A 22,743-nucleotide genomic window follows, 5' to 3' on the forward strand; every position below is an offset into this window, starting at 1 on the left:
TTACTCTCCTTGCAGTGTGGGTACGACCATCGGAGTGCCGGTCACGGGGTCCGGGACGACGACGCTGGGCAGGTCGAACACGTCCTTGATCAGCGTGGCGTCCACGATGTCCCCGGGGTCGCCCTCGGCGACCACCTCGCCGGCCTTCATGGCCACCAGGTGATCGGCGAACCGGCATGCCTGGTTGATGTCGTGCAGGACCGCGACGACGGTGCGGCCCTCGTTGCGCAGCTTGGCGAGCAGGCCGAGCAGTTGGTACTGGTGGGTGATGTCGAGGAACGAGGTGGGTTCGTCCAGCAGCATGTAGGGCGTCTCCTGGGCGAGCACCATCGCCATCCAGACGCGTTGCCGCTGCCCGCCGGAGAGTTCCTGCACGGGCCGGTCCGCCAGGTCCGCGACGCCGGCGGCGGCCATCGCCCCGTCGACGGCCGCCTGGTCGCCGTCCGACCACAGGGCCAGCATCGACTGGTGCGGGAAGCGGCCCCGGGCGACGAGCTGGCGGACCTTGATGTCCTCGGGCGCCGTGGGGTCCTGCGGCAGGAAGCCGAGCTGCTTGGCCAGCGCCTTGGTGCCGAACGCGCCGACCTCGCGGCCGTCGAACTCCACCTGTCCGGAGTGCGGTTTGAGCAGCCGTACGAGCGCGCTCAACAGGGTTGATTTGCCGCAGGCGTTGGGGCCGACGATGGCGGTGAACGCGCCGTCGGGTATGTCGAGGGTGAGCCGTGTGGACACGACGCGTTCTCCGTAGCGCAGGGTGATCTCCCGCGCCGTCAGGCGTGCGGTCACGCGCGCCTCACCTCCTTGGTCAGCAGCCAGATCAGATAGCAACCGCCGATCGCGGTGCTCACGACGCCCACGGGCAGCGCCACCGGGGCCAGCAGCACCTGTGCCAGCAGGTCCGCGCCCTGGAGCAGGACCGCCCCGGTGAGCGCGGCCGGGAGCAGCGGGATGCCGGCGGCGCCCGCGAGCCGGCGGCCGATCTGCGGCGCGGCCAGCGCGATGAAGGCGATGGGCCCGGCCACGGCGGTCACCGTGGCGGTGCAGCCGACGCCGACCAGGATCATCAGCAGCCGCAGCCGGTCGAGTCCGACTCCGGTCGTGACGGCGATCGGGTCGCCGAGCGCCGCCTGGTGCATGGCGTGGGCCCGGGTGGTCATGACGGCCAGCAGGACGCCGATCACGGTGAACGGGATGCCGAGGTCTTCCCAGCCCACGCCGTTGAGCGAGCCGGCGCTCCAGCCGACGGCGGCGATCGCCACCTCCAGGTCGGCGCGGAGCACGATCCACGAGTTGATCGCGGTGACCATCGCGTTGATGGCGATACCGATGACGACCAGCCGGAGGCCGGAGAAGCCGGTTTCGAGCGACAGCAGGTAGATGGCGGCCGCGACGACGAGTCCGCCGATCACGGAGCCGACGGCGAGCTGTGCGGAGGTGCCGGACAGCACGGTGAGGGCGACCAGGGCGCCGGTATAGGCGCCGGCGTCGAGACCGATGACGTCGGGGCTGCCCATGGGGTTGCGGGTGAGGTTCTGGAAGAGGGCGCCGGCGACGCCGAGCGCGGCGCCGAAGACCAGGCCGGCCAGCACCCGCGGCAGCCGCCAGTCCCGGATCACCACGGAGTGCTCGGAGCCGGTGAGGACGGCGAACACCTTGCCGGGCGGCGCCCATTGCGCCCCGTAGCAGAGCCCGAGCAGGCCGAGCCCCAGCATCAGGGCGGCCAGTACGGCGACGAGTATCGCCGTACGCCGTTCGAAGTGGAATTTCAGCACGTTCACAGGGACCCCGCCCCGTAGCGGCGGACCGCCCAGATCAGCATGGGGCCGCCGAGGAAGGCGGTCACGATGGCCACCGGCACCTCGCCGGTGGGCAACAGGACCCGCGCGGCCATGTCGGCGGCGAGGAGCAGGACGGGGCCGAGGACCATGGTGTAGGCGATGAGCCAGGGCACCGATCCGGCGGCCGGTTTGCGCACCAGGTGCGGCACGATCAGCCCGACGAACAGGATGGGCCCGGCCACCGCCGTCGCCGCGCCGCTGAGCACGGTGATGAGGACGAGGGTGGTGACGCGGACCCGGCCGACGTTGGCGCCCAGGGTCTGCGCCACGTTCTCGCCGAGCGTCAGGGCGTTGAGCGCCCTGCTGAGCAGCAGCGCACCGGCGAGGGAGACCGCGATGGCGGTCAACGGCCAGGACAGGGACGCCTGTTCGCGCCCGGCGAGGGTGCCCACCGACCAGAACCGGTAGAGGTCGAAGGTGTCGGGGAGCATGAGGCGCAGCCCGAGGGCGACGCCGTTGAGCACCGCGGTCACCGCCACGCCGGTGAGCACCAGGCGCAGCGGTGAGGTGCGGCCGACCGCGGCGACCAGGAGCGCCGCGGCCACCGAACCCGCGATGGCGAAGCCGAGTTCGCCGGCCTGGCCGCTGGCCAGGCCCGCCGCCGACCCGAGGGTGACGGCGAACCCGGCGCCCGCCGTGACCCCGAGGATGCCGGGCTCGGCGAGCGGGTTGCGGGCGAGCGTCTGGATGAGCGCGCCCGCCACGGCGAGCGCGGCCCCGACGGCGACGGCGAGCAGCGCACGCGGTGCCCGCACGTCGCGTACGACGACGTGGTCGTCGGTGCCCTGGTAGTCGAAGAGTGCGCGCACGACTTCGCCGGGGGCTACGTGGCGGGCCCCGACGCCCATGCTGAGTACGGCGAGAACGGCCAGCAGGATCAGTCCGCCGACGAGCAGGGCGGTCTGCGGGACGGCCCGCCGGTTCTTTTCCGCCGTCTCGGACGCGCGGCCCGCGACGGTCACCGCTTCAGCAGCGGAGCGAGCGACTCGTCGATCGCGTCCAGGGTCAACAGGGCCTCACCGTAGGTGGCGGCCTCGGTGTAGCGGTACGGGAACGCCTTGCCGGCCTTGACGGCGGGCAGGTTCTTCCAGAGCTTGGAGTCCAGGACGTACTTGACGGAGGGCGGGACGCTGCCGTCGGCGTTGACCGAGTACGTCAGAACGTCGGCCTCGTGGAAGGCGGCGGGCAGTTCCTCGATGGAGGGGTACTCGCTGACGGCCGCGGACCCCGGACCGGCCTTCTTGACCTTGCCGTAGTAGGTGGCGCCCAGGTCCTCGGCGATGTTGGTGCCCCAGGAGCCGTTGAACTCGCGCTGGAAGGTGCCCTTGGCGGCGTCGCCGTAGGCGCCGACATGACCGAGCTTCAGCTTCGGCAGGACGTCCTTGTACTTGGCGGCCAGCTCGGCGGCCTTGGCGTCGTACGTCTTCTTCCGGGCGTCGAACTGCTTGACCGCACCGGCCGCGTCGGCCTGCTTGCGGGAGAGGTCGCGCCAGGCGGACGGCAGGCTCGGGCCGATCGCGACGACGGGGGCGATCGACTTCAGCCGCTTCATGTCGATGTCGCCGAGCACGGGCGCGGGGACACCGATGACGATCAGGTCGGGCTCGGCCTCGGCGATGGCCTCGTAGTTGGTCTCGGACGCCTGCTCGCCGGCGATCTTCTTGAGCTTCTTGTACGTGGCGAGGTCGTCCTTGTTCATCATCGGCTCGCCGCGCTTCCACGACGAGATACCGACCAGCGGTGCGTCGGCCTCGATCAGCGCGGGCACGGCATAGCCGGTGGCCACCACACGCTTCGGGTTCGCCGGGATCGTGATCTTGCCGTTGTCCGCGGTGAACACCCGGGTCTTGGTCTTCTCCGAGGCGGAGTCCGACCCGCCGTCCGAGGACGACCCGCATCCGGTCAGCACGAGGGCCAGCGCGAGGGCGCCGACCAGACCGGACGATCTGCGTATGGACATTTCCGAGCTCCTTGCTACTTAGGTAAGGCTCACCTTACTTGATGGCCTTTCGGGGGGACAACTCGCGGGTTGTGCGCCACCCGTTCCTGCGATGGATCAGTGGTCGTGGTCGTGACCACGGCTGTGGTCGTGGCCGTGCTCGTGGTCCTCGTCGAAGTCCGCGACGCCGCGCTTCCAGTAGCCGGTGATGTCGTAGTCGGCCTTGTCCAGGCGCAGTTCGTCCCGGACCCAGCGGCGCAGCGGTTTGATCTGCCCGGCCTCACCGGCCACCCAAACGTACGCCCGCTCACCCTCGGGCACGGTGACGGACATCGCGGCCCGGGTCAGCGCGTCACCGGAGCCGGCGGGCGCGCCGTCGCGGTGCAGCCAGCGCACCTCGACGCCCTCGGGCGCGGCGAGCTCGATCTCCTCGGTGGCGTCGGCGACTTCGACGAACGCCCAGCCCCTGGCGGTCCTCGGCAGCTCCTCCAGCCACCGCGCGACGGCGGGCAGCGCGGTGAGGTCGCCGACGAGCAGATAGCGGTCGTAGCTGTGCGGGACGATGAGCCCGCCGGGCGGCCCGGCGATGTGGATGGTGTCGCCGGGCTGCGCCTTGCCGGCCCAGTCGGAGGCGAGCCCGCCCTCGTGGACGGCGATGTCGATGTCGAGTTCACCCGTGAGCGAGTCGTAGCGCCGCACGGTGTACTCGCGGGAGGTGGGCAGGGGCCTCGGCCAGCGCAGCATCGCGCCGTTGCGCTCCGGGAGACGCAGGGTGCCGTCAGCCTCCCGGAAGATCAGCTTGACGTGCTCGTCGGGCGAGTGGGCCTCGAACCCCTCGGTGCCGGGTCCGCCCAGCGTCACGCGCAGGAGACCCGCGCCGACGTTGACCGTACGGACGACCTCGGCCTCGCGGATGCCGATCGGGTAGCCGACCTTCTCGGCGTGCAGCCCGGCGCGCACCTCGGCGATCCGGTCCAGATGGCGTTCGCGGTGGTCGGTGCGGGTCATGCGGACTCACCCGCCAGCAGCGTCTGCCAGTGGCCGAGTTCGGGCAGCTCGAAGAGGTCGGGGAACTCCAGCGTGGTCGCCCCCGCCGCGCGCCAGCGCTCCACCAGGGTCATGATCCGCATCGAGTCCAGACCGAGGTCGACCAGGTTCTCGTCGGGCGCGATCTCACCGGGCTCGCAGCCCAGCAGTTCGGCGATGTCGGCCCTGACACGGTCGGGCGACAAGGTCTGACTCATCGGATTCTCCTCAGTGGGTGAGCGCCGACGGCGGGTCGGAGCGGGAGTGACGGTGCTTACGGGGGCGGGCGCGCCGGCGCACGCGTGAACACGCGCCCGGGGCGGGGCCGTTCACGGGGCGCGCCGGGGCCTGTCCGGCCCTGATCCACCGGACAGGCGTCAGGGCACGGCGCGGCCCGCCGGCGGGCACGGCGGCCCGCGGCGCAGATGGATGGAATCGGCCACAGTCCCCCCTCAGGCCGAGGCAAGGCTAACCTAACATCGACATCCGCGACACAAGCCCCCACCTCATCAACCGAGCTACCGAGAAACGCAGTTCAGGCGGCGGATCCATGACCCGACCCGCGCCGCCCTCCTGCGCGAACACCTAAACTTAGGTTACCCTCACCTAACCTACCGTAGGTGCTGCTCCGGGTGAAGACCCGCCGCAGGCGTGCCGCCGCGCCGAACCCGGCGCAGCTCCTCAGCGCATCCTCATCCCTGGCCCCGCCCACGGGGCCATCGAGAACGGAGTCCCCGTGTCGACGGCATCCCGAGTCGCCACGCCCATACCCACGGCCCATCCGGCCACCGGGGCGGCCACCTCTCTGCTGGACGCCTACGCGCCCGGCGCCCGCTTCCTCGCCACCCCCAGGCGCACCCTGCTGGCCCGGGGCGCCGCGCTCCAAGTGCCGCACGGCGCGCAGCCGGTGGACCGGCGCGTGGCGGACACCCTGGCGGCGGCCGCCGACGCCGGACAGCAAGCACCGGTGGTGATGGGCGCGATCCCGTTCGACCACACGGAGCCGGCCGCCCTGAGCGTGCCCACCGTGCTGCGCACCGCGCCGCCGCTCACCTCCGACCCCCTCATCGCCCTGCCGTCGCCGGGGGTGGACTCCCCCGGCTGGAAAATCCGGCCGGTCCCGGAGCCGGAGGTGTACGCGAAGGGCGTGGCCTCGGCCGTGGAGCGGATGTGGCGCGGCGAGTTCAGCAAGGTCGTCCTCGCGCGCACCCTCGAACTCACCTCGCCCGCGCCGCTGGACGTGCCCGCCATGCTCCAGCGCCTGGCCCGCCGCGACCCGTCCGGCTACACCTTCGCGCTCCCCACCGGCCCCGGCCGCACCCTGATCGGCGCCAGCCCCGAACTCCTGGTCTCCCGCCAGGGCCGCCGGCTGGTCGCCAACCCGCTCGCCGGCTCCGCCCCGCGCAGCGACGATCTCGCCGAGGACGTCCGCCGGGCGGCCGCGCTCCTGGAGTCCGCGAAGGACCTCCACGAGCACGCCGTCGTCGTGGACGCCGTGCACCAGGCGCTCGCCCCGTACTGCTCGGCGATGACCGTGCCGCCCCGGCCGACGCTGATCCGCACCGCCACCATGTGGCACCTGTCCACCACGGTCACGGGCACGCTCGGCGACCCGGACACCTCCGCGCTCACCCTGGCCTGCGCCCTGCACCCGACCCCGGCGGTGTGCGGTACGCCGACGGCGACGGCCCGCCAGGTGCTGAAGGAGACCGAGCCGTTCGACCGGGGCTACTTCACGGGCATGGTCGGCTGGGGCGACGAGAGCGGCGACGGGGAATGGGTCGTCACCATCCGCTGCGCCGAGGCGGAGGAACGCACGCTGCGCCTCTACGCCGGCGCGGGCGTCGTCGCGGCGTCCGAACCCGAGGCGGAGACCGCCGAAACGGCCGCGAAGTTCCGCACCTTCCTGAGCGCGGTGGGCGCCGAACTCTGAGCCACCGCGTTACGCGGTCGGGCCCGGCCGGTGGCCACCGAACCGGAGGCGATCCGGCGGGCCCCGGCCCGGCTTCGGCCGCGGCTTCGCGGGCCAGGGCGCGGTGATGACGCCGGCCGGAGTTCCGGCGTCCCGCACCGAACGCCCGCGCCTCAGCGCCGTACGACGTCCGCGAGCACCGAGGTCACCAGCTTGCCGACCGCCGCCGCGTCCGGCGGCCCGGGGTCGCGGTCCGCGAAGAGCAGGTGCCCGCCCCCGACCAGGGAGAGGGTGAGCGAGTCGATGTCGGCACCGGCAGACACCCGGCCCAGCGCGCGTTCCTCGGTGAGGTAGCCGGAGACGGCGGTCGTGATCTGGGCGAGCACCGCGATGCCGCCCCCGGGCGTCGCCTCGCGCAGGCGGGCCCGCAGCTCGTCCCGGAAGGTGATCAGGGGGATGATCGCCACCGGCACCGGCCCGAAGAGGCCGGTCAGCGCGTCGGTGAGATTGCCGGCCACGGTCCCGGTGCCGGCACTCCCGCCCAGCGTCCGCGCCCGCGCGTCGAGTCCGGCGGCCCGGTCGAGCACCAGCTCGGCGAGGAAGGCGTCGAAGTCGGCGAAGTGCCGGTGCAGGACGCCCTTGGCGCAGCCCGCCTCGTCGGTGACGGCCCTGCTGGTCAGCCCGCCCGCGCCGTCCCGCAGCAGAACGCGTTCGGCGGCGTCGAACAGCTGCTGCCGGGCGTCGCGAAGGTGCACTCCGGTCGGCACGTACCCACTCCTCACGTCGTCCACGTCCCTGCCACACCTTGGCGTGTGGGCGCTTGCCCACTAAAGTGAACGCATGCCCACTCTATCGCGCGAGCAGCCCGGTCCCCAGCCCCATCACGCCCGGCGGACCGCCGAGTCCTTCGGCACGGACGCACGGCGCTACGACGAGGCCCGCCCCGCCTACCCCGACGCTCTGGTGGCCCGGATCGTCGCCGGGAGCCCCGGGCCCGGCCTGCTCGACGTCGGCTGCGGTACCGGAATCGCGGCCCGCCAGTTCCGGGCGGCCGGCTGCGCGGTGCTCGGGGTCGAACCGGATGTCCGCATGGCGGACCTGGCACGCGCGCACGGCGTCGGGGTCGAGGTGGCGACCTTCGAGGCGTGGGACCCGGCGGACCGGCTGTTCGACGCGGTGACCGCCGCCCAGTCGTGGCACTGGGTGGACCCTGCGGTGGGCGCCGCGAAGGCGGCCCGGGTACTGCGGCCGGGCGGGCGCCTGGCGGTCTTCGGGCATGTCTTCGAGCCGCCCGCCGAGGTGGCGGAGCCGTTCGCGGCGGCCTTCCGCCGGGTGGCGCCGGACTCACCGTTCAGCGGCGGACCGGCCCGGCGCCCGCTGGACGCGTACCGGGCGGGGTATGCGCAGACCGCCGAACAGATCCGCGCGACCGGGCACTTCCACGAACCGGAGCAGTGGCGGTTCGACTGGGAGCGCCCCTACACCCGGGACCAGTGGCTCAACCTGCTCCCGACTACGGGCGGCCTCACCCGGCTGGGCCCCGAGCGGCTGACGGAGATCCTGACGGCGGTGGGCGAGGCCATCGACGCGCTCGGCGGCGGCTTCACCATGCAGTACGTGACGCTGGCGACGACCGCCGTACGCGACGAAGCGCCCTGAAGGGTGTTGTCCGGTGCACACGAGAACGCCGCCGGGCCGGAGGCGGCGCGAGGCCGTTCCGGCCCGGCGGCGTCCGCCGGGCAGTGCCGTGTGCTCAGTGGCCGACCATCGCGGTCGGGTCCGCCGCCTTGATCTTCCTGCGGGGCAGCAGCAGGGCGGGGACGAGGCAGACCGCGATGAGGACGGCCGCCACCAGGAAGACCGAGGCGAACGCGTCGCCCATCTGGTCCTTGATGCCGTCCGGCGTCCTCGCGGTGATGTCCTTCAGGCCGTTGGTGAGAAGCACCGAGAACAGGGCGGTGCCGATCGAGGCGGCGACCTGCTGGACGATGTTCATCAGGGTCGAGCCACGGGCGACCGTGTGCTCCCGCAGCGTGGCCAGGGCCGACGCCATGATCGGCATCATGGAGGCGCCCATGCCGAGGCCCATGATGAAGAGCGCGGTGATGATGTACGCGTAGGACGTGTCGGCGGTGAGCTGCGTGAACATGCCCATGCCGGCGGTGATGACCACGATGCCGGTGATCACGATCTTGCCGGGGCCGATGCGGTCGGCGAGCATGCCGGCGATCGGCATGGTGATCATCGCGCCGATGCCCTGCGGGGCGAGCAGCACGCCCGAGTCGAGCGCCGACTCCCCGCGCACCTGCTGGAAGTAGAGCGGGAACAGCAGGCTGGCGCCGAAGAACGCCATGGCGAACAGCGACATGGCGATCACGGAGACGCTCAGGTCACGGTTCTGGAAGAGCCGCAGATCGATGAGCGGGTGGATGTTGGCGGGCCGCAGCGCCCACGGTACGAACGCGGCGACGAGTGCCAGACCGATGATCGCGGGTATGAGCACCTTGGCGGCCCAGACGGTGCCGGTCTCCGGGATGGAGGAGACGCCGTACAGGAAGGACGCGAGGCCGGGCGAGAGCAGCAGCACGCCCACCCAGTCGAACGTCTCGGACGGCTCCACGTTGTCCTTGGGCAGCACCACCACCGCGTACACGAGCGCGATCGCACCGATCGGCAGGTTGATCAGGAAGATCCAGTGCCAGGAGGCGATGTCGATCAGCCAACCGCCCAGAATGGGGCCGAAGATGGGGCCGAGGAGCATGGGAATGCCGAGCACGGCCATCACCCGGCCGACCCGCTCGGGGCCGGCCGCACGCGTCAGGATCGTCATGCCGAGCGGCATCAGCATGCCGCCGCCCAGGCCCTGGATCACGCGGAACGCGACCAGCATCTCCAGGGAGTTGGCCGCGGCGCACAGCGCCGATCCGGCCGCGAACAACGCGACCGCGAGCAGATAGAGACGTTTTGTCCCGAACCTGTCGGCGGCCCAGCCGGTGAGCGGGATGACGCTCGCCAGGGCCAGCGTGTAGCCGGTCATCGTCCAGGCGACCTGGGCCGAGGTCGCCTGGAACTCCTTCTGGAACGTCTGCAGTCCGACGGAGACCACGGTGATGTCCAGGATCGACATGATCCCGCCGAGCACGACCACGCCGGCTACGAGGAGGACCTTGCTGTCCAGCTTGTCGCCAGAGGCGCCCCCTCCCCCGGGAGGGCTCGACTCGATTTTTTGCGACGTGGTCATGACTCACCTTTCGGAGAAACTGCGGGGCCGCCCGGGGCCCCGCTCGATCTGTCCACCCCCCGCGGCCTCCGGCTGGTGGCAACGGCGCGCTCCACCGGGGCACGGTCCACGACGGACGACTCACCGGGCGGGATTCATGCGATCCGTTGTGGAACATGAATGTACCAGCGCCGGTGGGCCAGTATCGTTTTGATTGATGACAAGAAACGTGCACCTGCGTGATCGCGCTGCGGTCGCGATCCTCGACGCCGCGGCGATGCTCCTCGCCCGGCGCGGCGAGAGCATCAGCATGGCGGAGGTCGCGGCGGCCGCAGGCGTGGGCCGCACCACTCTGTACCGCCACTTCCCCAGCCGCGAGACCCTGCTGGACGCCCTGTCCCAGGAAGCGTGCGCCGAACTCATCGGCAAACTGGCGGACGCCGGCCTGGACCACGTCGCCGTGCCCGAGGGCGTGGCGCGGGTGAGCCGGATCGCGATGGGCCAGGCCGCCAAGTACCAGGCCCTGATGCACATACACGGCAAGCCCGCTGTCCCCGACGAGACCGCCCGCCAGCTCATGGCACCCCTCACCGCCCTGTTCATCCGCGGCTCGGCCGACGGCACCTGGCGTACGGACCTCGGCCCCGACACCCTCCTCGACCTCTACAGCGCACTTCTCCAGGGCGCCCTGAGCCAGGCCCTGCACGCCAAACTGGGCGTGGAACCGGCAGCCGCCGCCGTCACCTCGGTCTTCATACACGGCGCGGGCACACCACACCCGGCCGACGAGCACCTGGTGAACAGCCCTTCGCCGGCGGGGTTCTGAGACATGGTGCCCCCGCGCACACCCCCGCCAAGAACTGTGGTGTCCCGCCACATACGCCCCTGACCTGCCCCTTCCTACGGTGTGGCGACACGTTCCCGTCCCCCGACCGTCCGGAAGTGGTACCCATGGCCGACGCAGTGTCCGCTCCTCCACCGCCCTCGCACCTGCGGCGCATCGTCGCCGCCAGTCTCATCGGCACGACCATCGAGTGGTACGACTTCTTCCTGTACGGGTCGGCGGCCGCGCTGGTCTTCAACAAGCTGTTCTTTCCGGACTCCGAACCGCTCGTCGGCACGCTGCTGTCCTTCCTGACGTACGCGGTCGGCTTCGCGGCACGGCCCATCGGGGCGATGGTGTTCGGGCATTACGGGGACCGGCTCGGGCGCAAGAAGCTGCTGGTGCTGAGCCTGTTGATGATGGGCGGGGCGACCTTCGCGATCGGGCTGCTGCCGACGCATGCGACCGTCGGCGTGGCCGCGCCCGTGCTGCTCACCCTGCTCCGGCTGGTGCAGGGGTTCGCGCTCGGCGGTGAGTGGGGCGGGGCCGTGCTGCTGGTGTCGGAGCACGGGGACGCGGAGCGGCGCGGGTTCTGGGCGTCGTGGCCGCAGACCGGGGCGCCGGCCGGTCAGTTGCTGGCGACCGGGGTGCTGTCCGCGCTCACCGCGCTGACCTCGGACGCGGCGTTCGAGTCGTGGGGGTGGCGCATTCCGTTCCTGCTGTCCGGGGTGCTCGTGATCATCGGTCTGTGGATTCGTCTCTCTGTCGATGAATCGCCTCTGTTCAAGGAGGCCCTGGCCCGCGCCGACGAGCGGAAGGCCGCTTCGGGGGCCGCCGAGAAGATGCCGGTCGTGGCGGTGCTGCGGCACCACTGGCGCGATGTGCTGGTCGCCATGGGCGCGCGGATGGCGGAGAACATCAGCTACTACGTGATCACCGCGTTCATCCTCGTCTACGCGACGACCGCGGCGGACCTGAGCAAGCAGACGGCGCTCAACGCCGTGCTCATCGCGTCGGCCTTCCACTTCGCCGTGATCCCGCTGTGGGGCGCGCTCTCCGACCGGGTGGGGCGCAAGCCCGTCTATCTGGTGGGCGCGGTCGGCGTGGGCCTGTGGATGTTCCCGTTCTTCGCGCTGATCGACACCCGGAGCTTCGGGAACCTGCTGCTGGCCGTCACGGTCGGGCTGTTCTTCCACGGGGCGATGTACGCGCCGCAGGCGGCGTTCTTCTCGGAGCTGTTCGCGACCCGGATGCGCTACTCGGGCGCGTCGATCGGCGCGCAGTTCTCGTCCGTCGCGGCGGGCGCGCCCGCACCGCTCATCGCCACGGCCCTGCTCGCCGACTACGACAGCTCGACGCCCATCGCCCTGTACGTGATAGCCGCCGCGCTCCTCACGGTGCTGGCCCTGCTCTGCGCGAAGGAGACCCGGCACCGGGACCTCGCCGAGGTCGGACCGGAGGCCGGGTCCGCGTCGGGGCCGGAGGCCGAGGCGCCCCGGGACGCCGCGCGCACCGTCTGATCCGGGGTCCGGGAAACGCGAGGGAGCCGGGCCGTCCGCCCGGCTCCCTCGTCGTGCCTACTCCTGCGGCGCGGTGGCCTCGAACCAGGTGGGCCCGTCGGTCAGCGCCTGCTTGATCCGCAGCAGCGCGAACTCGGCCAGGTCGGGCAGCGCGTCCACCGGGAACCAGCCCACGTCCAGCGACTCGTCGTCGTTGACCCGGGCGGTACCGCCGGTGGCGCGGCAGCGGAAGGTGACGTCGAGGAACTGGCAGCGGTCGCCGTTCTCGTACTGGACGGGCGGCAGCGCCTGGGTGAGGACGACCCGCTCCGCCACGCAGCGCACGGCCGTCTCCTCGTACACCTCGCGCTCCGCCGTCGTCGCGGGCTGTTCGCCCGGCTCGGAGATGCCGCCGATCACGGACCACTCGCCGGTGTCGGCGCGCCGGCCGAGGAGCACTCTGCCCTCGTCGTCGAAGACGACGGCGGTGACACCGGGCAGCAGAAGCAGCTGCTGCCCGGCGGTGGCACGGATCTCGCGGATGAAGTCAGGAATGGCCATATGCCGACCCTACGCGGCACGCCATTCGTTCAGCCGGCCCGTCGTGCGCGCACCGCCCGGGCGCCCGCCCAGCCGAGCGCGCCGAGCGCGAGCAGGACCAGAATGCCCTCGGGCAGCGGTCCCATCCGGGTCGCGGGGGTGAGCGAGGAGCGCAGCGGCACCTCGTCCACCAGGGCGTCCGGGGTGAACATCTTCGTCTTCTCGGCCACCGTGCCGTCCGGGCGGATGATGGCGCTGACCCCGCTGGTGACGGGGACGACGACGGCCCGGCTGTGCTCGACGGCGCGCACCCGGGACATCGCGAGCTGCTGGTAGGTCATCTCGCTGCGGCCGAAGGTGGCGTTGTTGCTGGGGACGGCGATCAGCTGGGCGCCGTGCTCGACCGTGTCGCGTACGGCTCCGTCGAACGCGGCCTCGTAGCAGGTGACAAGACCGGTGTAGGTGCCCGCGAGGTCGAAGACGCCGACCTTCTTGCCGGGGCTGAAGTCCTGCCTCACCCGGTCGACGTCCGAGCTGAACAGACGCGCGAAGGAGCGCATCGGGATGTACTCGCCGAACGGCTGGATGCGCCGCTTGTCGTACGTGGCCAGGGGGCCCTTGTCCGGGTCCCACTGGATGAGGGTGTTGCGCAGGGCGCCCGCATCGGTTTCGACCACCGTGCCGACGACGGTCGGGACTCCGATCGCCTTCACGGCGTCGTCGATGACGATCCGCGCGTCCGCGTTGCGGTACGGGTCGAGGTCGGAGGAGTTCTCCGGCCACAGGACGAAGTCCGGCTGCGGGACCTTGCCGGCCTTCACGTCCCGGGCCAGCTGCTCCGTACGCTTGGCGTGGTTGTCCAGGACCGCGCGGCGCTGGGCGTTGAAGTCGAGGCCGAGGCGGGGGACGTTGCCCTGGATCGCGGCGACGGTCGCGGTGCCGTCCTCGGCGGAGTCGTCCACGAGCGGCAGTGACGCGAAGGCCGCCGCCACGGGGACGAGGACGGCCGCGGCGGCCACGGCGGCCGCTCCCCGGCGGAGCTCACCGGCGGAGCGGTAGTGGGTGAAGCGGCGCACCGCCTCGAAGAGGCCGAAGCCGCAGAGCACCACGGCGAAGGAGAGCAGCGGGGTGCCGCCGAGCGCGGCGAGCGGCAGGAAGACGCTGTCCGCCTGGCCGAAGGCGATCTTGCCCCAGGGGAAGCCGCCGAACGGCACCCGGGCGCGGACCGCCTCGTCCAGTGTCCAGACCGCGGCCGCCCACAGCGGTCCGCCGGGGAGCCGGGAGACGGCGGAGATGCCGATGCAGCCGACCGCGACGAACAGCGCCTCGGCGGCGGCGAGGGCCAGCCACGGCACCGGGCCGACCTCCTCGCCGGTCCAGTGCAGCAGCGGCAGCATGAAGCCGAGCCCGGCGAGCAGCCCGAGTCCGAAGGCGGCGCGGGCCCGGCGCTCGAACAGCACCCAGCCGAGCAGGGCGAAGCCGGGCAGAACCAGCCACCACAGGGGACGGGGCGGGAAGCTGAGGTACAGCATCGCGCCGGAGAGGACGGCGGCCCCGGGCCGCACGAGGCGCTTCGGCAGCCCGCCGGTGCGAGAGGCGGGGGCGGGGCTCTGCGGTTCGCCGACCTGGGCGATGGTGGTGCTCACCCGGCGGAGTCTACGGTGACGGCCGGGCCACGCGGGAGCCCTGTCCCGATGGCGGAATCCCGGCCACCGCATCATTTCTCCGTATCTTCCGCCCATCGAGCGGATGGGGCCGTTAACCTGTGCGCCAGTCCCCCGCCGACGGGCCGGCTCCGGCCCTCGCGTACGGGACGGTCACAGGCCGGGGGACGGACGTGATGGCTGAATCAGTGGGGCGGGGGCCCGAGCGGGGGAACACCTCCGACGCCGTCGGCGCGCTGATCCTCGCCGCTTGCGCGGTCTGGTCGCTGATCAGCGCGGCGGGGCGGGAGACCCGGCCGGAAGGGGTGCTGCTCGCTCTGCTCGCCGTCGCGGCGGGCTTCGCCTGCGGGCGCATCTGCGGCACGCTGCTGCCGGTGGGGACCGCCGCGGGCGCCGCGCTGGCGGCCCTGCTCCTGGCCCTCGTCTGGCGGCACGGCATGCCCGGTGCGACGGCCACCGCGGACCAGGCGCCGGGGCAGACCGGGGGCGCCGCCGCGCTGCTGGTCCTCGCCGCCGGGGCGGCCTGCTGCGCGGCGGCCGGGACCGGGCGGCGCGGGTCGCGTACGGTATTGCGGCTGCTGGCGCTGGGCACCGCGGGCGCCTCGTTCGCGCTGGGCTCGGTGGCCGGGTTCGCGGCGGCGCTCGGGGTGCTGGTGTGTGCGCTGGCCGCCGCCCGGACGCGGCGCCGACTGCTCGGGCTCGGCGGTCTCGCACTGGTGGCCGGGCTGGTCGTCGGCACCTCGTGGGCCATGGCCGAGGAGGTGCTGCCCGAGGGGCTCACGGTCTCGCTGGAGGGTCAGCTCACCCGGAACCGGGTCGAGCTGTGGCAGGACGCGGCCCGGCTGGCGGAGGAGCATCCGGTGCTCGGGACCGGGCCCGGCCGGTTCGCCGAACTGAGCCCGACCGCACAGCAGAGCCTCGGTTCGGACGGGAAACCGCACTCGGCGCCGTGGCAGCAGGCCGCCGAGCAGGGGGTCGTGGGGGTGGTGCTGCTGGGCGCCGCGTTCGGCTGGCTGCTGTACGCGCTGTGGCGCTCTCCCCGGTCCACGGCGGTGGTCCTGGCGGCGGGGGCCACGCTCACGGCACTGGCCGTGCTGGCGAGCGTGGGCAACGCGCTGAGCTTCACCCCGGTGACGGCGGGCGCGGGGCTGCTGGCCGGGCTGGCGTCGGCCCGGCGGCCGATCGGCGCGGGCGAGCCCGGCGGGCCGGACGGGGCGGAGGCCGGCGAGGGGGACGAGGGCGGGGTCAGGCCCCGGCCGGGAAGCCCGAGGACGGCAGGTGCAGCCGGGCCCGGATGAACCGTACGCCCGCCTCGGCGTCGTCCACCGTGATGGTGAACGTGCGTCCGTCGCCGAGCCGCAGTACCAGGCCCTCGCCCCGGCGCACCACCACGGCCGTGCCCTTCTCGGGGCGCCATCGGTAGCCCCAGCCGCCCCACTGCCGGGGGTTCACCTGGGGCGCGAAGTCGGCGGCCACCACATGGGTGAGCAGGATGCGGCGGCGCGGGAGGCCCATGTGGCCGCAGCGGACCTCCAGGGCGTCGCCGTCGACGCGGACGGCGACGTTCACGAAGGCGAGGGTGCCGAACAGCATGAGCAGACCGGCGGCCACACAGCCGATCACCGACATCAGCAGCGGGGCGATGCCGGAGGCCCAGTCGGAGCTGACGGCGAGCTGGATGCCCAGGGCCAGACAGGCGGCGCCCAGGGCCGCGAGGACCCACTGGGTGCGGTTGGTGGCCCGGCCGACCCAGACCTGCGAGTGGCTGCCGGTTCCGGTGCGCTTCGGTTCTCCGGGGTGCTCCCTCATGCCGAGCAGCGTACTGAAGAACGGACGTCCGGGAAGGGCTCCGGAGGCTCCGGCCGGGCCGTCGGGAGGTCAGCGGACGGAGCCGACGGCGGCCAGTCCGCGCCCTTCCGGGTAGGCCAGGGCGGCCGGCGGCAGCTCCGAGACGCGTCCGCTGAGGATGACCGCGATGGACGAGGAGGGTTCGGCCGACGGAGCGGGTTCGGCACCGATCCGGCGCAGCGCCTGGGCGGCGACGGCCCGGGCCGACCCGTGCAGGACGATGTGACGCCCGGCCGGGCCGCCGACGGCCTCGCGGATGCGCTCGGCGACGAGCTCGTAGTGGGTGCAGCCGAGGACCACGGCCCGGACGTCGGGCGGGGTGAGCGCGGCGGCGGCGCCGATCGCCTTCCCGATGGCGTCCTCGTCCGCGTACTGCACGGCGTCGGCGAGGCCGGGGCAGGGCACCTCGGTGACGGCGGCGGTCCCGGCGAACGCGCCGATCAGTCCGCGCTGGTACGGGCTGCCGGTGGTGGCCGGGGTCGCCCAGATCGCGACGGAGCCGCCGGCCGCCGCGGCGGGCTTGACGGCGGGGACGGTGCCGATGACGGGCAGGCCCGGTTCGAGCTCGGCCCGCAGCAGTTCCAGCGCGTGCACGGAGGCTGTGTTGCAGGCGACGATCAGCGCGTCGGGCCGGTGCGCGGCGGCGGCCCGGGCCACCGCGAGCGCGCGGGCCCGCACCCCCTCGGGGGCGCGGCCCCAGGGCATGTTGTCCGGGTCGGACGAGAGGACCAGATCGGCGTCCGGCCTCAGCCGGCGTACTGCGGCGGCGGCGGCGAGCAGTCCGATTCCGGAGTCCATGAGCGCGATCTTCACCCGGTCACCATAGTCGACCGCCCTTGCGGTCCCCGCTGAGTGGTGCAGACTTCCGCCAATGAGCGCCGTTGCCTGGATCGCCGTGGGTTCGCTTGTCGCATGGGGGTGGCTGCTGCTGGGCCAGGGGTTCTTCTGGCGCACCGATCAGCGGCTGCCGAGCCGGGCGGCCCCGGAGCGCTGGCCCTCGGTCGCCGTGGTCGTGCCGGCGCGCGACGAGGCCGCGATGCTGCCGGTGAGCCTGCCGTCGCTGCTGGCGCAGGACTATCCGGGGAGCGCCGAGATCTTCCTCGTGGACGACTCCAGCAAGGACGGCACGGGCGATGTCGCCCGCGCCCTGTCCGTGCGGTACGGGGGCCCGCCGGTGACCGTGGTGTCGCCGGGCGAGCCCGAGCCGGGCTGGACGGGCAAGCTCTGGGCCGTACGCCATGGGATCGCGCTGGCCCGGGCCCGGGAGCCGGAGTATCTGCTGCTGACGGACGCCGATATCGCGCATGAGCCGGACAGCCTGCGGGAGCTGGTGGCGGCGGCGGAGACGGGCGACTTCGATCTGGTCTCGCAGATGGCGCGGCTGCGGGTGGCGAGTGTCTGGGAGCGGCTGGTCGTGCCGGCCTTCGTCTACTTCTTCTCGCAGCTCTATCCGTTCCGGTGGATCAACCGGAAGCGGGGGCGGACGGCCGCGGCGGCGGGCGGCTGTGTGCTGCTGCGGACGGACGCGGCGGTGCGGGCGGGGGTGCCGGACTCGATCCGGCAGGCGGTGATCGACGACGTGTCGCTGGCCCGGGCGGTGCGGCGCTCGGGAGGCCGGATCTGGCTGGGGCTCGCGGACCGGGTGGACAGTGTGCGGCCGTATCCGCGCCTGGCCGATCTGTGGCGGATGGTCTCGCGGAGCGCGTACGCGCAGCTGCGGCACAATCCGCTGGTGCTGCTCGGCACGGTGCTCGGGCTGGCGCTGGTCTATCTCGCGCCGCCGGTGGCGCTGGTCGCCGGGGTGCTCGGCGGGAGTGCGGTCGCGGCGTGGGCCGGGGGCGTCGCCTGGGCGGTCATGGCGGGGACGTACATGCCGATGCTGGGCTACTACCGGCAGTCGCTGTGGCTGGCCCCGCTGCTGCCGTGCACCGCGCTGCTGTATCTGCTGATGACCGTCGACTCGGCGGTGCAGCACTACCGGGGGCGCGGTGCGGCCTGGAAGGGGCGTACGTACGCCCGCCCCGAGGCCGCACCGGATCAGTGACTCAGCACCGCCCGGACCGGGTCACTTGCGGCCCGGGGTCCAGTTCATGCCCCAGCCGTAGGCGTGGTCTATGGTGCGCTGCGGGCTGACCCCGCGCTGCGGCACCAGATAGCGGGCCTCACGCTGCACGGTGAGGTCGTTCCCCGTGTTGGTGATGAGCGCGAGGGCGCAGACGGTCGACGGGACCGTGCACTCGTCCAGCGAGAAGTCGATCGGCGCGCCGTGCTGCGGCTGGAGGGTGACGGTGGCGTGCAGGTCGGCGAAGCTGCGGGCGCCCTCGTAGATGGTGACGAAGATCAGGACCCGGCGGAGCTGCGCCTTGTGGTCGAGATTGATCGTCAGGTTCTCACCGGTGGCGACGGCGCCGGTGCGGTCGTCGCCGTCGAGCTGCATGAACGGCGGCTGGTGGAGCGCGCCGAAGGCGTTCCCCAGGGCCTGGACGACTCCCTTGCGGCCGTCGGTCAGCTCGTACAGGGCGCAGAGGTCGAGGTCGAGGTCCGAGTGGTTCGCCACGGCGCGGCCCAGCTTGCTGCCCCAGCCCTTGAACTGCTTGCGCACCTCCCAGTTGAGGTTGACGCGCATGGCGCCGGAGGTACCGCCCTGCTTGGTGAGGGAGACGGACGGCGCCTCCTTGGTGAGCGTCACCTTGGTCAGCCGTACGGGCTGGGTGACGGGCGGTGCCGGCGGGGCCGGGGGGACCGGCGGGGCCATCGGGGAGGGCATCGGCGCCGCGAGCGTCGGCTGCTGCGGCTGCGGGTACCGCGGAGGCGGCGGAGTGGCGGTGACCCGGGGGGCCTGGGGCCGGGGAGCCGGCTGCTGGGGTTCGTCCACGGAGATCCCGAAGTCCGTGGCGAGCCCTTCGAGCCCGGAGCCGTAGCCCTGGCCGACCGCCCGGAACTTCCAGGCGCCCTGACGCCGGTAGAGCTCGCCGAGGATGAAGGCCGTCTCCACGGTGGCGTCGGAGCTGTCGAAGCGGGCCAGTTCGGCACCGTTCGCGGCGTCCAGGACGCGTACGTACAGTCCGCTCACCCGGCCGAACGTGCCGCCGTCGGCCGAGGCGGCCAGCACCACGCGGTCGATGGCGGGCTCCACTCGTGCGAGGTCGACCGCGAGGGTGTCGGTCGCGGCGCCGCCGGCGTTGCGCTTGCCCTCATGGCGCACCGCGCCGGAGGAGTGAGCCGGCTGGTTGTAGAAGACGAAGTCGCCGTCGTTGCGCACCTTGCCCGTGGCGAGGAGGAGAAGCGCGGAGGCGTCCACATCGGGTGTCCCCGGGGCGGTGTGCCACCCCGTTTCGACACGCACGGCCTGCGCCGCCACTGGGACATTGGTTCCCTTTTGCATGGTCATGCTCGCCCCCATCACGAGTCCGCTTCCGAGACCTTTCCGGGTCAACCTACTGCCGGTCCCGCCGCGGGACCCACCGAGGTACGGGTACGGGCGCCCGGACCCGTGGCCGCGACGCCCGCCCGCCTCTTCGCCGGATCAGGCGTCGGTGTCCTCCGGCCGGGTGCCCTCCTCGCCGTTGTGGACGACGCCGTACGCGTCCAGGCGGGGGTGCATGGCCATCGGCTCCATCATGGTGACGTCGGACGGGCGTTGGCTCTCCGGGCCGTCGGGCCCCCAGCGCAGCAGGCGCCGTGAGCGGGCGATCCGGCAGACGGTGTCACCCGCCTCGACCTCGTTGAGCCGGCCCGCGCGCAGCCGGTCGGCCGCGTCGGCCAGGATCTTCATCTCGGCGAGGTCGGGGTGGGTGCCCTCGGCGACGACGCTGCGCGCGGTCACGTCCGGCCCGGCGGTGACCTCGATGGCGCCCGCCTGCCGGGGCCTGAACCAGGTCAGCGAGAAGTCGAGAGCGCGCCGGGCGTCCTGCGGGGTGGCGTGCAGACCGCCGCCGACGCCCCACCGCTCGTGGCCGGTCCGTTCCACGACGAGGAAGCAGGTCGGCAGGAGCAGGATGTCGGGATGGGTGTCCACGGCGCGCACGGAGTCGCGCAGGACGTTGGCGGGGTAGCGGCCGCCCTTGTACGCGAAGGGGCGCATCGTCAGCATCTCCGCCGCCTGGAGGGGCGTCACGGGCGCGTCCGGGTCCAGCACCAGCCCGTTGTCGACCAGGGCGCTCTCGGTGGTGCGGTCCCACTCGGGCAGGGCGGGCTCGGGGTCGGTGGGGCGCGGCAGCTCGATGCCTCCGTCGGGGGCCAGGCCCGCGTACTCCTCGGCGCGCACCACACGGTAGCGCGTGCCGCGGACGCTGACCTCGGACGGCTTCCCGGTCTCCAGCCGGGCGACCGCGCCGAGCAGGGCCCGCCGCTCCGCCTCGGTGTCCGTCTCGTCCTTGGCCCGGAACCACAGCTTGGACTGCAACTCGTCCCGGGCCTGCTGGGGGCAGCCGTTCGTGATGGAGGTGATCACCCTCCACCGCTGTCCGTCGGCCTCGGACTGTGCGGCCACTCCGAACAGCGGACCTCGGACGGCAAGTTTGTTGCGCGACGCCGCGTCGAAGGCGTCGGCCTCGATCGCGGCCTCGACGGGCTCCACCGGAATCCTCACCAGCACCGGCCGGGCGGCGGGGCGCACACCGTGTTTCTTCATGGCGTCATCCTGGCGTCAACGGACGGCGTGTACGTGGCTTTCGCCGGATCATCCACCGTAAGTGCCTTCCCGGATCGATGTGTTGCCGTGATCGGTCGACAGCCGGTAAGGCTCGGGGCCGAGCCCCGGCCCTCTCCGCGTCCCATTGCCGCCCGGTGGGGCACTCCCCGGAATTGCGCCCGGGAAATCGGCGAGGTGCGCGAACCGTGCAAGATCGGCAGTGAAACAAGGGGGGATTCCCCCCGATACGGACCCCGGGATGACAACGATGTTTCGGCAGGTCAGGCAGGTAAGGAGAAAGTAAATCCGATGACCACAAAATTGGGACTCCCCAATCAGCACATCGTGGGCTTAACTTAGGTGTCATGACCTCCCCCCGCTCCACCTACGGTGGCGGCTACTACGCCGCGCCGTCGTTTGCCGACACCCCGATCTACGACTCTCTCGTCGCGGAGCGGGGCACCCCTCAGATCGCACCGATCCGAGTGCCCGCCGCCTACGACACCGGCAGCAGCTATCTGCCGGCGCTCCCGTCGGCCCTGCCGGCGCTTCCCGCGGCCCCGTCCCAGCCCCAGCAGTCCTACGGCTATCCCCAGCCGCCGGCGCAGCAGCAGGGCTACACACCGATGCAGCACGCGCAGCTCCAGCACGCGCCGGCGCCGTACATCCCGCAGCAGCCCGCCGGCGGCCGCGGCATGTACCAGGCGCCCCCGCCGCAGCAGCAGCGCCCGGCGCCGGCCTCGGGCTACGAGTCGATGCGCCCCGCCGCGGCCCGTCCCGCCCCGGCCCAGTCCCCGTACGAGGACCCGTACGGCCGGCCCTACCAGGGCGGCCGGGGCTACTAGACCCTTCGGATCAGGCGGCGCACGGCCCGGGGCGGGGTGCCCGGCAACACGGGTCCGTGCGCCGTTCCGCGTGACCGGCTCGGGCGGGCCGTGCGTTGAGCACGGTGGGCCGCCCGTTCCGCGCGGCCCCGGCGCGTGGACGGCACCGCACCGGGCGGGGACCGGTGCGGAAGGGGGTGCGGGGACTTGCGAGCGATGGCGGGCGTCTGGCGTTGGCGCCGCAATCCGCTGCGCCGGGCGACGGACCGGCGCGAGGCGTGGCTGGCCCTGGCCGCGTTCCTGATGCTGGTGCTGGCGGTCCCGGCGGTCGGCTGGATCTGCGGGGCCCGGACGGACGGGGCGCTCCAGGCGGCGGTTCGCGCCCAGCGGGCGGACCGTCATCTCACCACGGCCGTCGTGGTGCGGCGGGTGGCCGGCGCCCGTCATGTGTCCGATCCCGAGATATCCGGCGGCTCCATGCGGCGGACCGAGGTGGTGGCCCGGTGGCACACCCCGGCCGGCGCGGCCCGCACGGCGACGGTGACGACCGCCTCGCGCAACGCCTCGCCGGGGGCCCGGGTCCGGATCTGGACCGACCGCGAAGGGGCCCCGGCGCTCCGGCCGATGGACCTGCCGACGGCGCACACGCATGCCGCGCTCGCCGGCTTCGGAGCCGCGATGCTGTCCGCCCTGCTGATCGAGTGCGTCCGGCGCCTGATCCTCCGCCGCATGACCCGGCGGCGGTACGACCGGCTGGACCGGGCCTGGGCGGCGGTCGGCCCGGACTGGGGCAGGACGGGCACCGGCAGCTAGGGCGTGTCCGGGGGTACGGTCCGGGCAGGCGGCGGGACCTGCGCATCGGGTCAACTCCCGGCGTCCGCGCGCGCTACGGTGGACCGGCCCGCCCGTCGCTCTCCGGCAGGCGGACCCCGGCTGGTCGCTGCCGCGAGGCCGGTGACCCGGGCATCACACACGCA

At 72.9% G+C, this 22,743-nt stretch carries 22 protein-coding genes; 8 read left to right on the top strand and 14 right to left on the bottom strand.

What is annotated here, in order from left to right:
- The 6 genes from OG338_RS01300 to OG338_RS01325 all read right to left on the bottom strand — a co-directional run bounded on the left by OG338_RS01300 (window position 1) and on the right by OG338_RS01325 (window position 5,021).
- Complete coding sequence (locus OG338_RS01300; RefSeq protein ID WP_405935547.1) at window positions 1-786, bottom strand: ABC transporter ATP-binding protein; 786 nt, start codon at window positions 784-786, stop codon at window positions 1-3.
- Window positions 783-1,778 (bottom strand): FecCD family ABC transporter permease, encoded by a 996-nt coding sequence (locus OG338_RS01305; RefSeq protein ID WP_405935548.1) that lies wholly within the window; start codon window positions 1,776-1,778, stop codon window positions 783-785. The genes OG338_RS01300 and OG338_RS01305 overlap by 4 nt, the downstream gene beginning before the upstream one ends.
- The gene (locus OG338_RS01310; protein WP_405935549.1) at window positions 1,775-2,800 is read right to left on the bottom strand and encodes a FecCD family ABC transporter permease; all 1,026 of its coding nucleotides are present in this window, start codon (window positions 2,798-2,800) and stop codon (window positions 1,775-1,777) included. The genes OG338_RS01305 and OG338_RS01310 overlap by 4 nt, the downstream gene beginning before the upstream one ends.
- Window positions 2,797-3,798 (bottom strand): ABC transporter substrate-binding protein, encoded by a 1,002-nt coding sequence (locus tag OG338_RS01315; protein WP_405935550.1) that lies wholly within the window; start codon window positions 3,796-3,798, stop codon window positions 2,797-2,799. The genes OG338_RS01310 and OG338_RS01315 overlap by 4 nt, the downstream gene beginning before the upstream one ends.
- A gap of 96 nt (window positions 3,799-3,894) precedes the next feature.
- The gene (locus OG338_RS01320) at window positions 3,895-4,785 is read right to left on the bottom strand and encodes a siderophore-interacting protein (protein WP_405935551.1); all 891 of its coding nucleotides are present in this window, start codon (window positions 4,783-4,785) and stop codon (window positions 3,895-3,897) included.
- Window positions 4,782-5,021 carry a phosphopantetheine-binding protein gene (locus OG338_RS01325; protein WP_405935552.1) on the bottom strand — a complete coding sequence of 80 codons (240 nt, stop codon included), beginning with the start codon at window positions 5,019-5,021 and terminating at the stop codon, window positions 4,782-4,784. The genes OG338_RS01320 and OG338_RS01325 overlap by 4 nt, the downstream gene beginning before the upstream one ends.
- A gap of 518 nt (window positions 5,022-5,539) precedes the next feature.
- Between OG338_RS01325 and dhbC the strand changes: the two genes are divergently transcribed.
- Complete coding sequence (gene dhbC, locus OG338_RS01330; RefSeq protein ID WP_405935553.1) at window positions 5,540-6,736, top strand: isochorismate synthase DhbC; 1,197 nt, start codon at window positions 5,540-5,542, stop codon at window positions 6,734-6,736.
- 152 nt (window positions 6,737-6,888) lie between these two features.
- Here dhbC and OG338_RS01335 read toward each other — a convergent pair whose 3' ends face one another.
- On the bottom strand, window positions 6,889-7,482 hold the full coding sequence (locus OG338_RS01335) for a TetR/AcrR family transcriptional regulator (RefSeq protein ID WP_405935554.1): 594 nt from the start codon (window positions 7,480-7,482) through the stop codon (window positions 6,889-6,891).
- Between the two features lie 73 nt (window positions 7,483-7,555).
- Between OG338_RS01335 and OG338_RS01340 the strand changes: the two genes are divergently transcribed.
- The gene (locus tag OG338_RS01340) at window positions 7,556-8,374 is read left to right on the top strand and encodes a class I SAM-dependent methyltransferase (protein ID WP_405935555.1); all 819 of its coding nucleotides are present in this window, start codon (window positions 7,556-7,558) and stop codon (window positions 8,372-8,374) included.
- Window positions 8,375-8,468: 94 nt separating this feature from the next.
- On the opposite strand, the gene OG338_RS01345 is transcribed toward OG338_RS01340, so the two are convergent.
- On the bottom strand, window positions 8,469-9,956 hold the full coding sequence (locus tag OG338_RS01345; protein WP_405935556.1) for a DHA2 family efflux MFS transporter permease subunit: 1,488 nt from the start codon (window positions 9,954-9,956) through the stop codon (window positions 8,469-8,471).
- A 196-nt stretch (window positions 9,957-10,152) separates the two neighbouring features.
- Between OG338_RS01345 and OG338_RS01350 the strand changes: the two genes are divergently transcribed.
- Window positions 10,153-10,761 (top strand): TetR/AcrR family transcriptional regulator, encoded by a 609-nt coding sequence (locus OG338_RS01350; RefSeq protein WP_405935557.1) that lies wholly within the window; start codon window positions 10,153-10,155, stop codon window positions 10,759-10,761.
- Between the two features lie 125 nt (window positions 10,762-10,886).
- The gene (locus OG338_RS01355) at window positions 10,887-12,278 is read left to right on the top strand and encodes an MFS transporter (RefSeq protein WP_405935558.1); all 1,392 of its coding nucleotides are present in this window, start codon (window positions 10,887-10,889) and stop codon (window positions 12,276-12,278) included.
- 57 nt (window positions 12,279-12,335) lie between these two features.
- Here the strand turns inward: OG338_RS01355 and OG338_RS01360 are convergent, their stop codons facing one another.
- Together OG338_RS01360 and lnt are read right to left on the bottom strand one after the other, a co-directional pair.
- Entirely contained in the window at window positions 12,336-12,818 is a 483-nt protein-coding gene (locus tag OG338_RS01360) for an NUDIX hydrolase (RefSeq protein ID WP_405935559.1), read from the bottom strand.
- Between the two features lie 29 nt (window positions 12,819-12,847).
- Window positions 12,848-14,443, bottom strand: coding sequence for an apolipoprotein N-acyltransferase (gene lnt, locus OG338_RS01365; protein ID WP_405935560.1), 1,596 nt, complete (start codon window positions 14,441-14,443; stop codon window positions 12,848-12,850).
- Between the two features lie 194 nt (window positions 14,444-14,637).
- Here lnt and OG338_RS01370 point away from each other — a divergent pair, with 194 nt between their 5' ends.
- The gene (locus OG338_RS01370) at window positions 14,638-15,759 is read left to right on the top strand and encodes an O-antigen ligase family protein (RefSeq protein ID WP_405935561.1); all 1,122 of its coding nucleotides are present in this window, start codon (window positions 14,638-14,640) and stop codon (window positions 15,757-15,759) included.
- Here OG338_RS01370 and OG338_RS01375 read toward each other — a convergent pair.
- Both OG338_RS01375 and OG338_RS01380 read right to left on the bottom strand, forming a co-directional pair.
- Window positions 15,707-16,270 carry a hypothetical protein gene (locus OG338_RS01375; RefSeq protein WP_405935562.1) on the bottom strand — a complete coding sequence of 188 codons (564 nt, stop codon included), beginning with the start codon at window positions 16,268-16,270 and terminating at the stop codon, window positions 15,707-15,709. The two genes, OG338_RS01370 and OG338_RS01375, sit on opposite strands and share 53 nt — an antisense overlap.
- A 69-nt stretch (window positions 16,271-16,339) precedes the next feature.
- A complete protein-coding gene (locus OG338_RS01380) occupies window positions 16,340-17,122 on the bottom strand; it encodes a glutamate racemase (protein WP_405935563.1) in 783 nt (260 codons plus the stop codon).
- 58 nt (window positions 17,123-17,180) lie between these two features.
- On the opposite strand from OG338_RS01380, the gene OG338_RS01385 reads away from it, so the two are divergent.
- Window positions 17,181-18,353, top strand: a complete 1,173-nt coding sequence (locus OG338_RS01385) for a glycosyltransferase (RefSeq protein ID WP_405935564.1) — start codon at window positions 17,181-17,183, stop codon at window positions 18,351-18,353.
- Between the two features lie 21 nt (window positions 18,354-18,374).
- Here the strand turns inward: OG338_RS01385 and OG338_RS01390 are convergent, their stop codons facing one another.
- Together OG338_RS01390 and OG338_RS01395 are read right to left on the bottom strand one after the other, a co-directional pair.
- Window positions 18,375-19,670 carry a TerD family protein gene (locus tag OG338_RS01390; RefSeq protein ID WP_405940280.1) on the bottom strand — a complete coding sequence of 432 codons (1,296 nt, stop codon included), beginning with the start codon at window positions 19,668-19,670 and terminating at the stop codon, window positions 18,375-18,377.
- A 165-nt stretch (window positions 19,671-19,835) separates the two neighbouring features.
- Entirely contained in the window at window positions 19,836-20,942 is a 1,107-nt protein-coding gene (locus OG338_RS01395) for a DUF5954 family protein (protein ID WP_405935565.1), read from the bottom strand.
- Between the two features lie 365 nt (window positions 20,943-21,307).
- On the opposite strand from OG338_RS01395, the gene OG338_RS01400 reads away from it, so the two are divergent.
- Together OG338_RS01400 and OG338_RS01405 are read left to right on the top strand one after the other, a co-directional pair.
- Window positions 21,308-21,787, top strand: coding sequence for a DUF6643 family protein (locus OG338_RS01400; protein ID WP_405935566.1), 480 nt, complete (start codon window positions 21,308-21,310; stop codon window positions 21,785-21,787).
- Between the two features lie 195 nt (window positions 21,788-21,982).
- Window positions 21,983-22,579 carry a hypothetical protein gene (locus tag OG338_RS01405; protein ID WP_405940281.1) on the top strand — a complete coding sequence of 199 codons (597 nt, stop codon included), beginning with the start codon at window positions 21,983-21,985 and terminating at the stop codon, window positions 22,577-22,579.
- Window positions 22,580-22,743 lie beyond the last annotated feature (164 nt).

Origin of the sequence: Streptomyces sp. NBC_00726, from assembly GCF_045161735.1 — a bacterium.
In the GTDB taxonomy this organism is placed as follows: domain Bacteria; phylum Actinomycetota; class Actinomycetes; order Streptomycetales; family Streptomycetaceae; genus Streptomyces.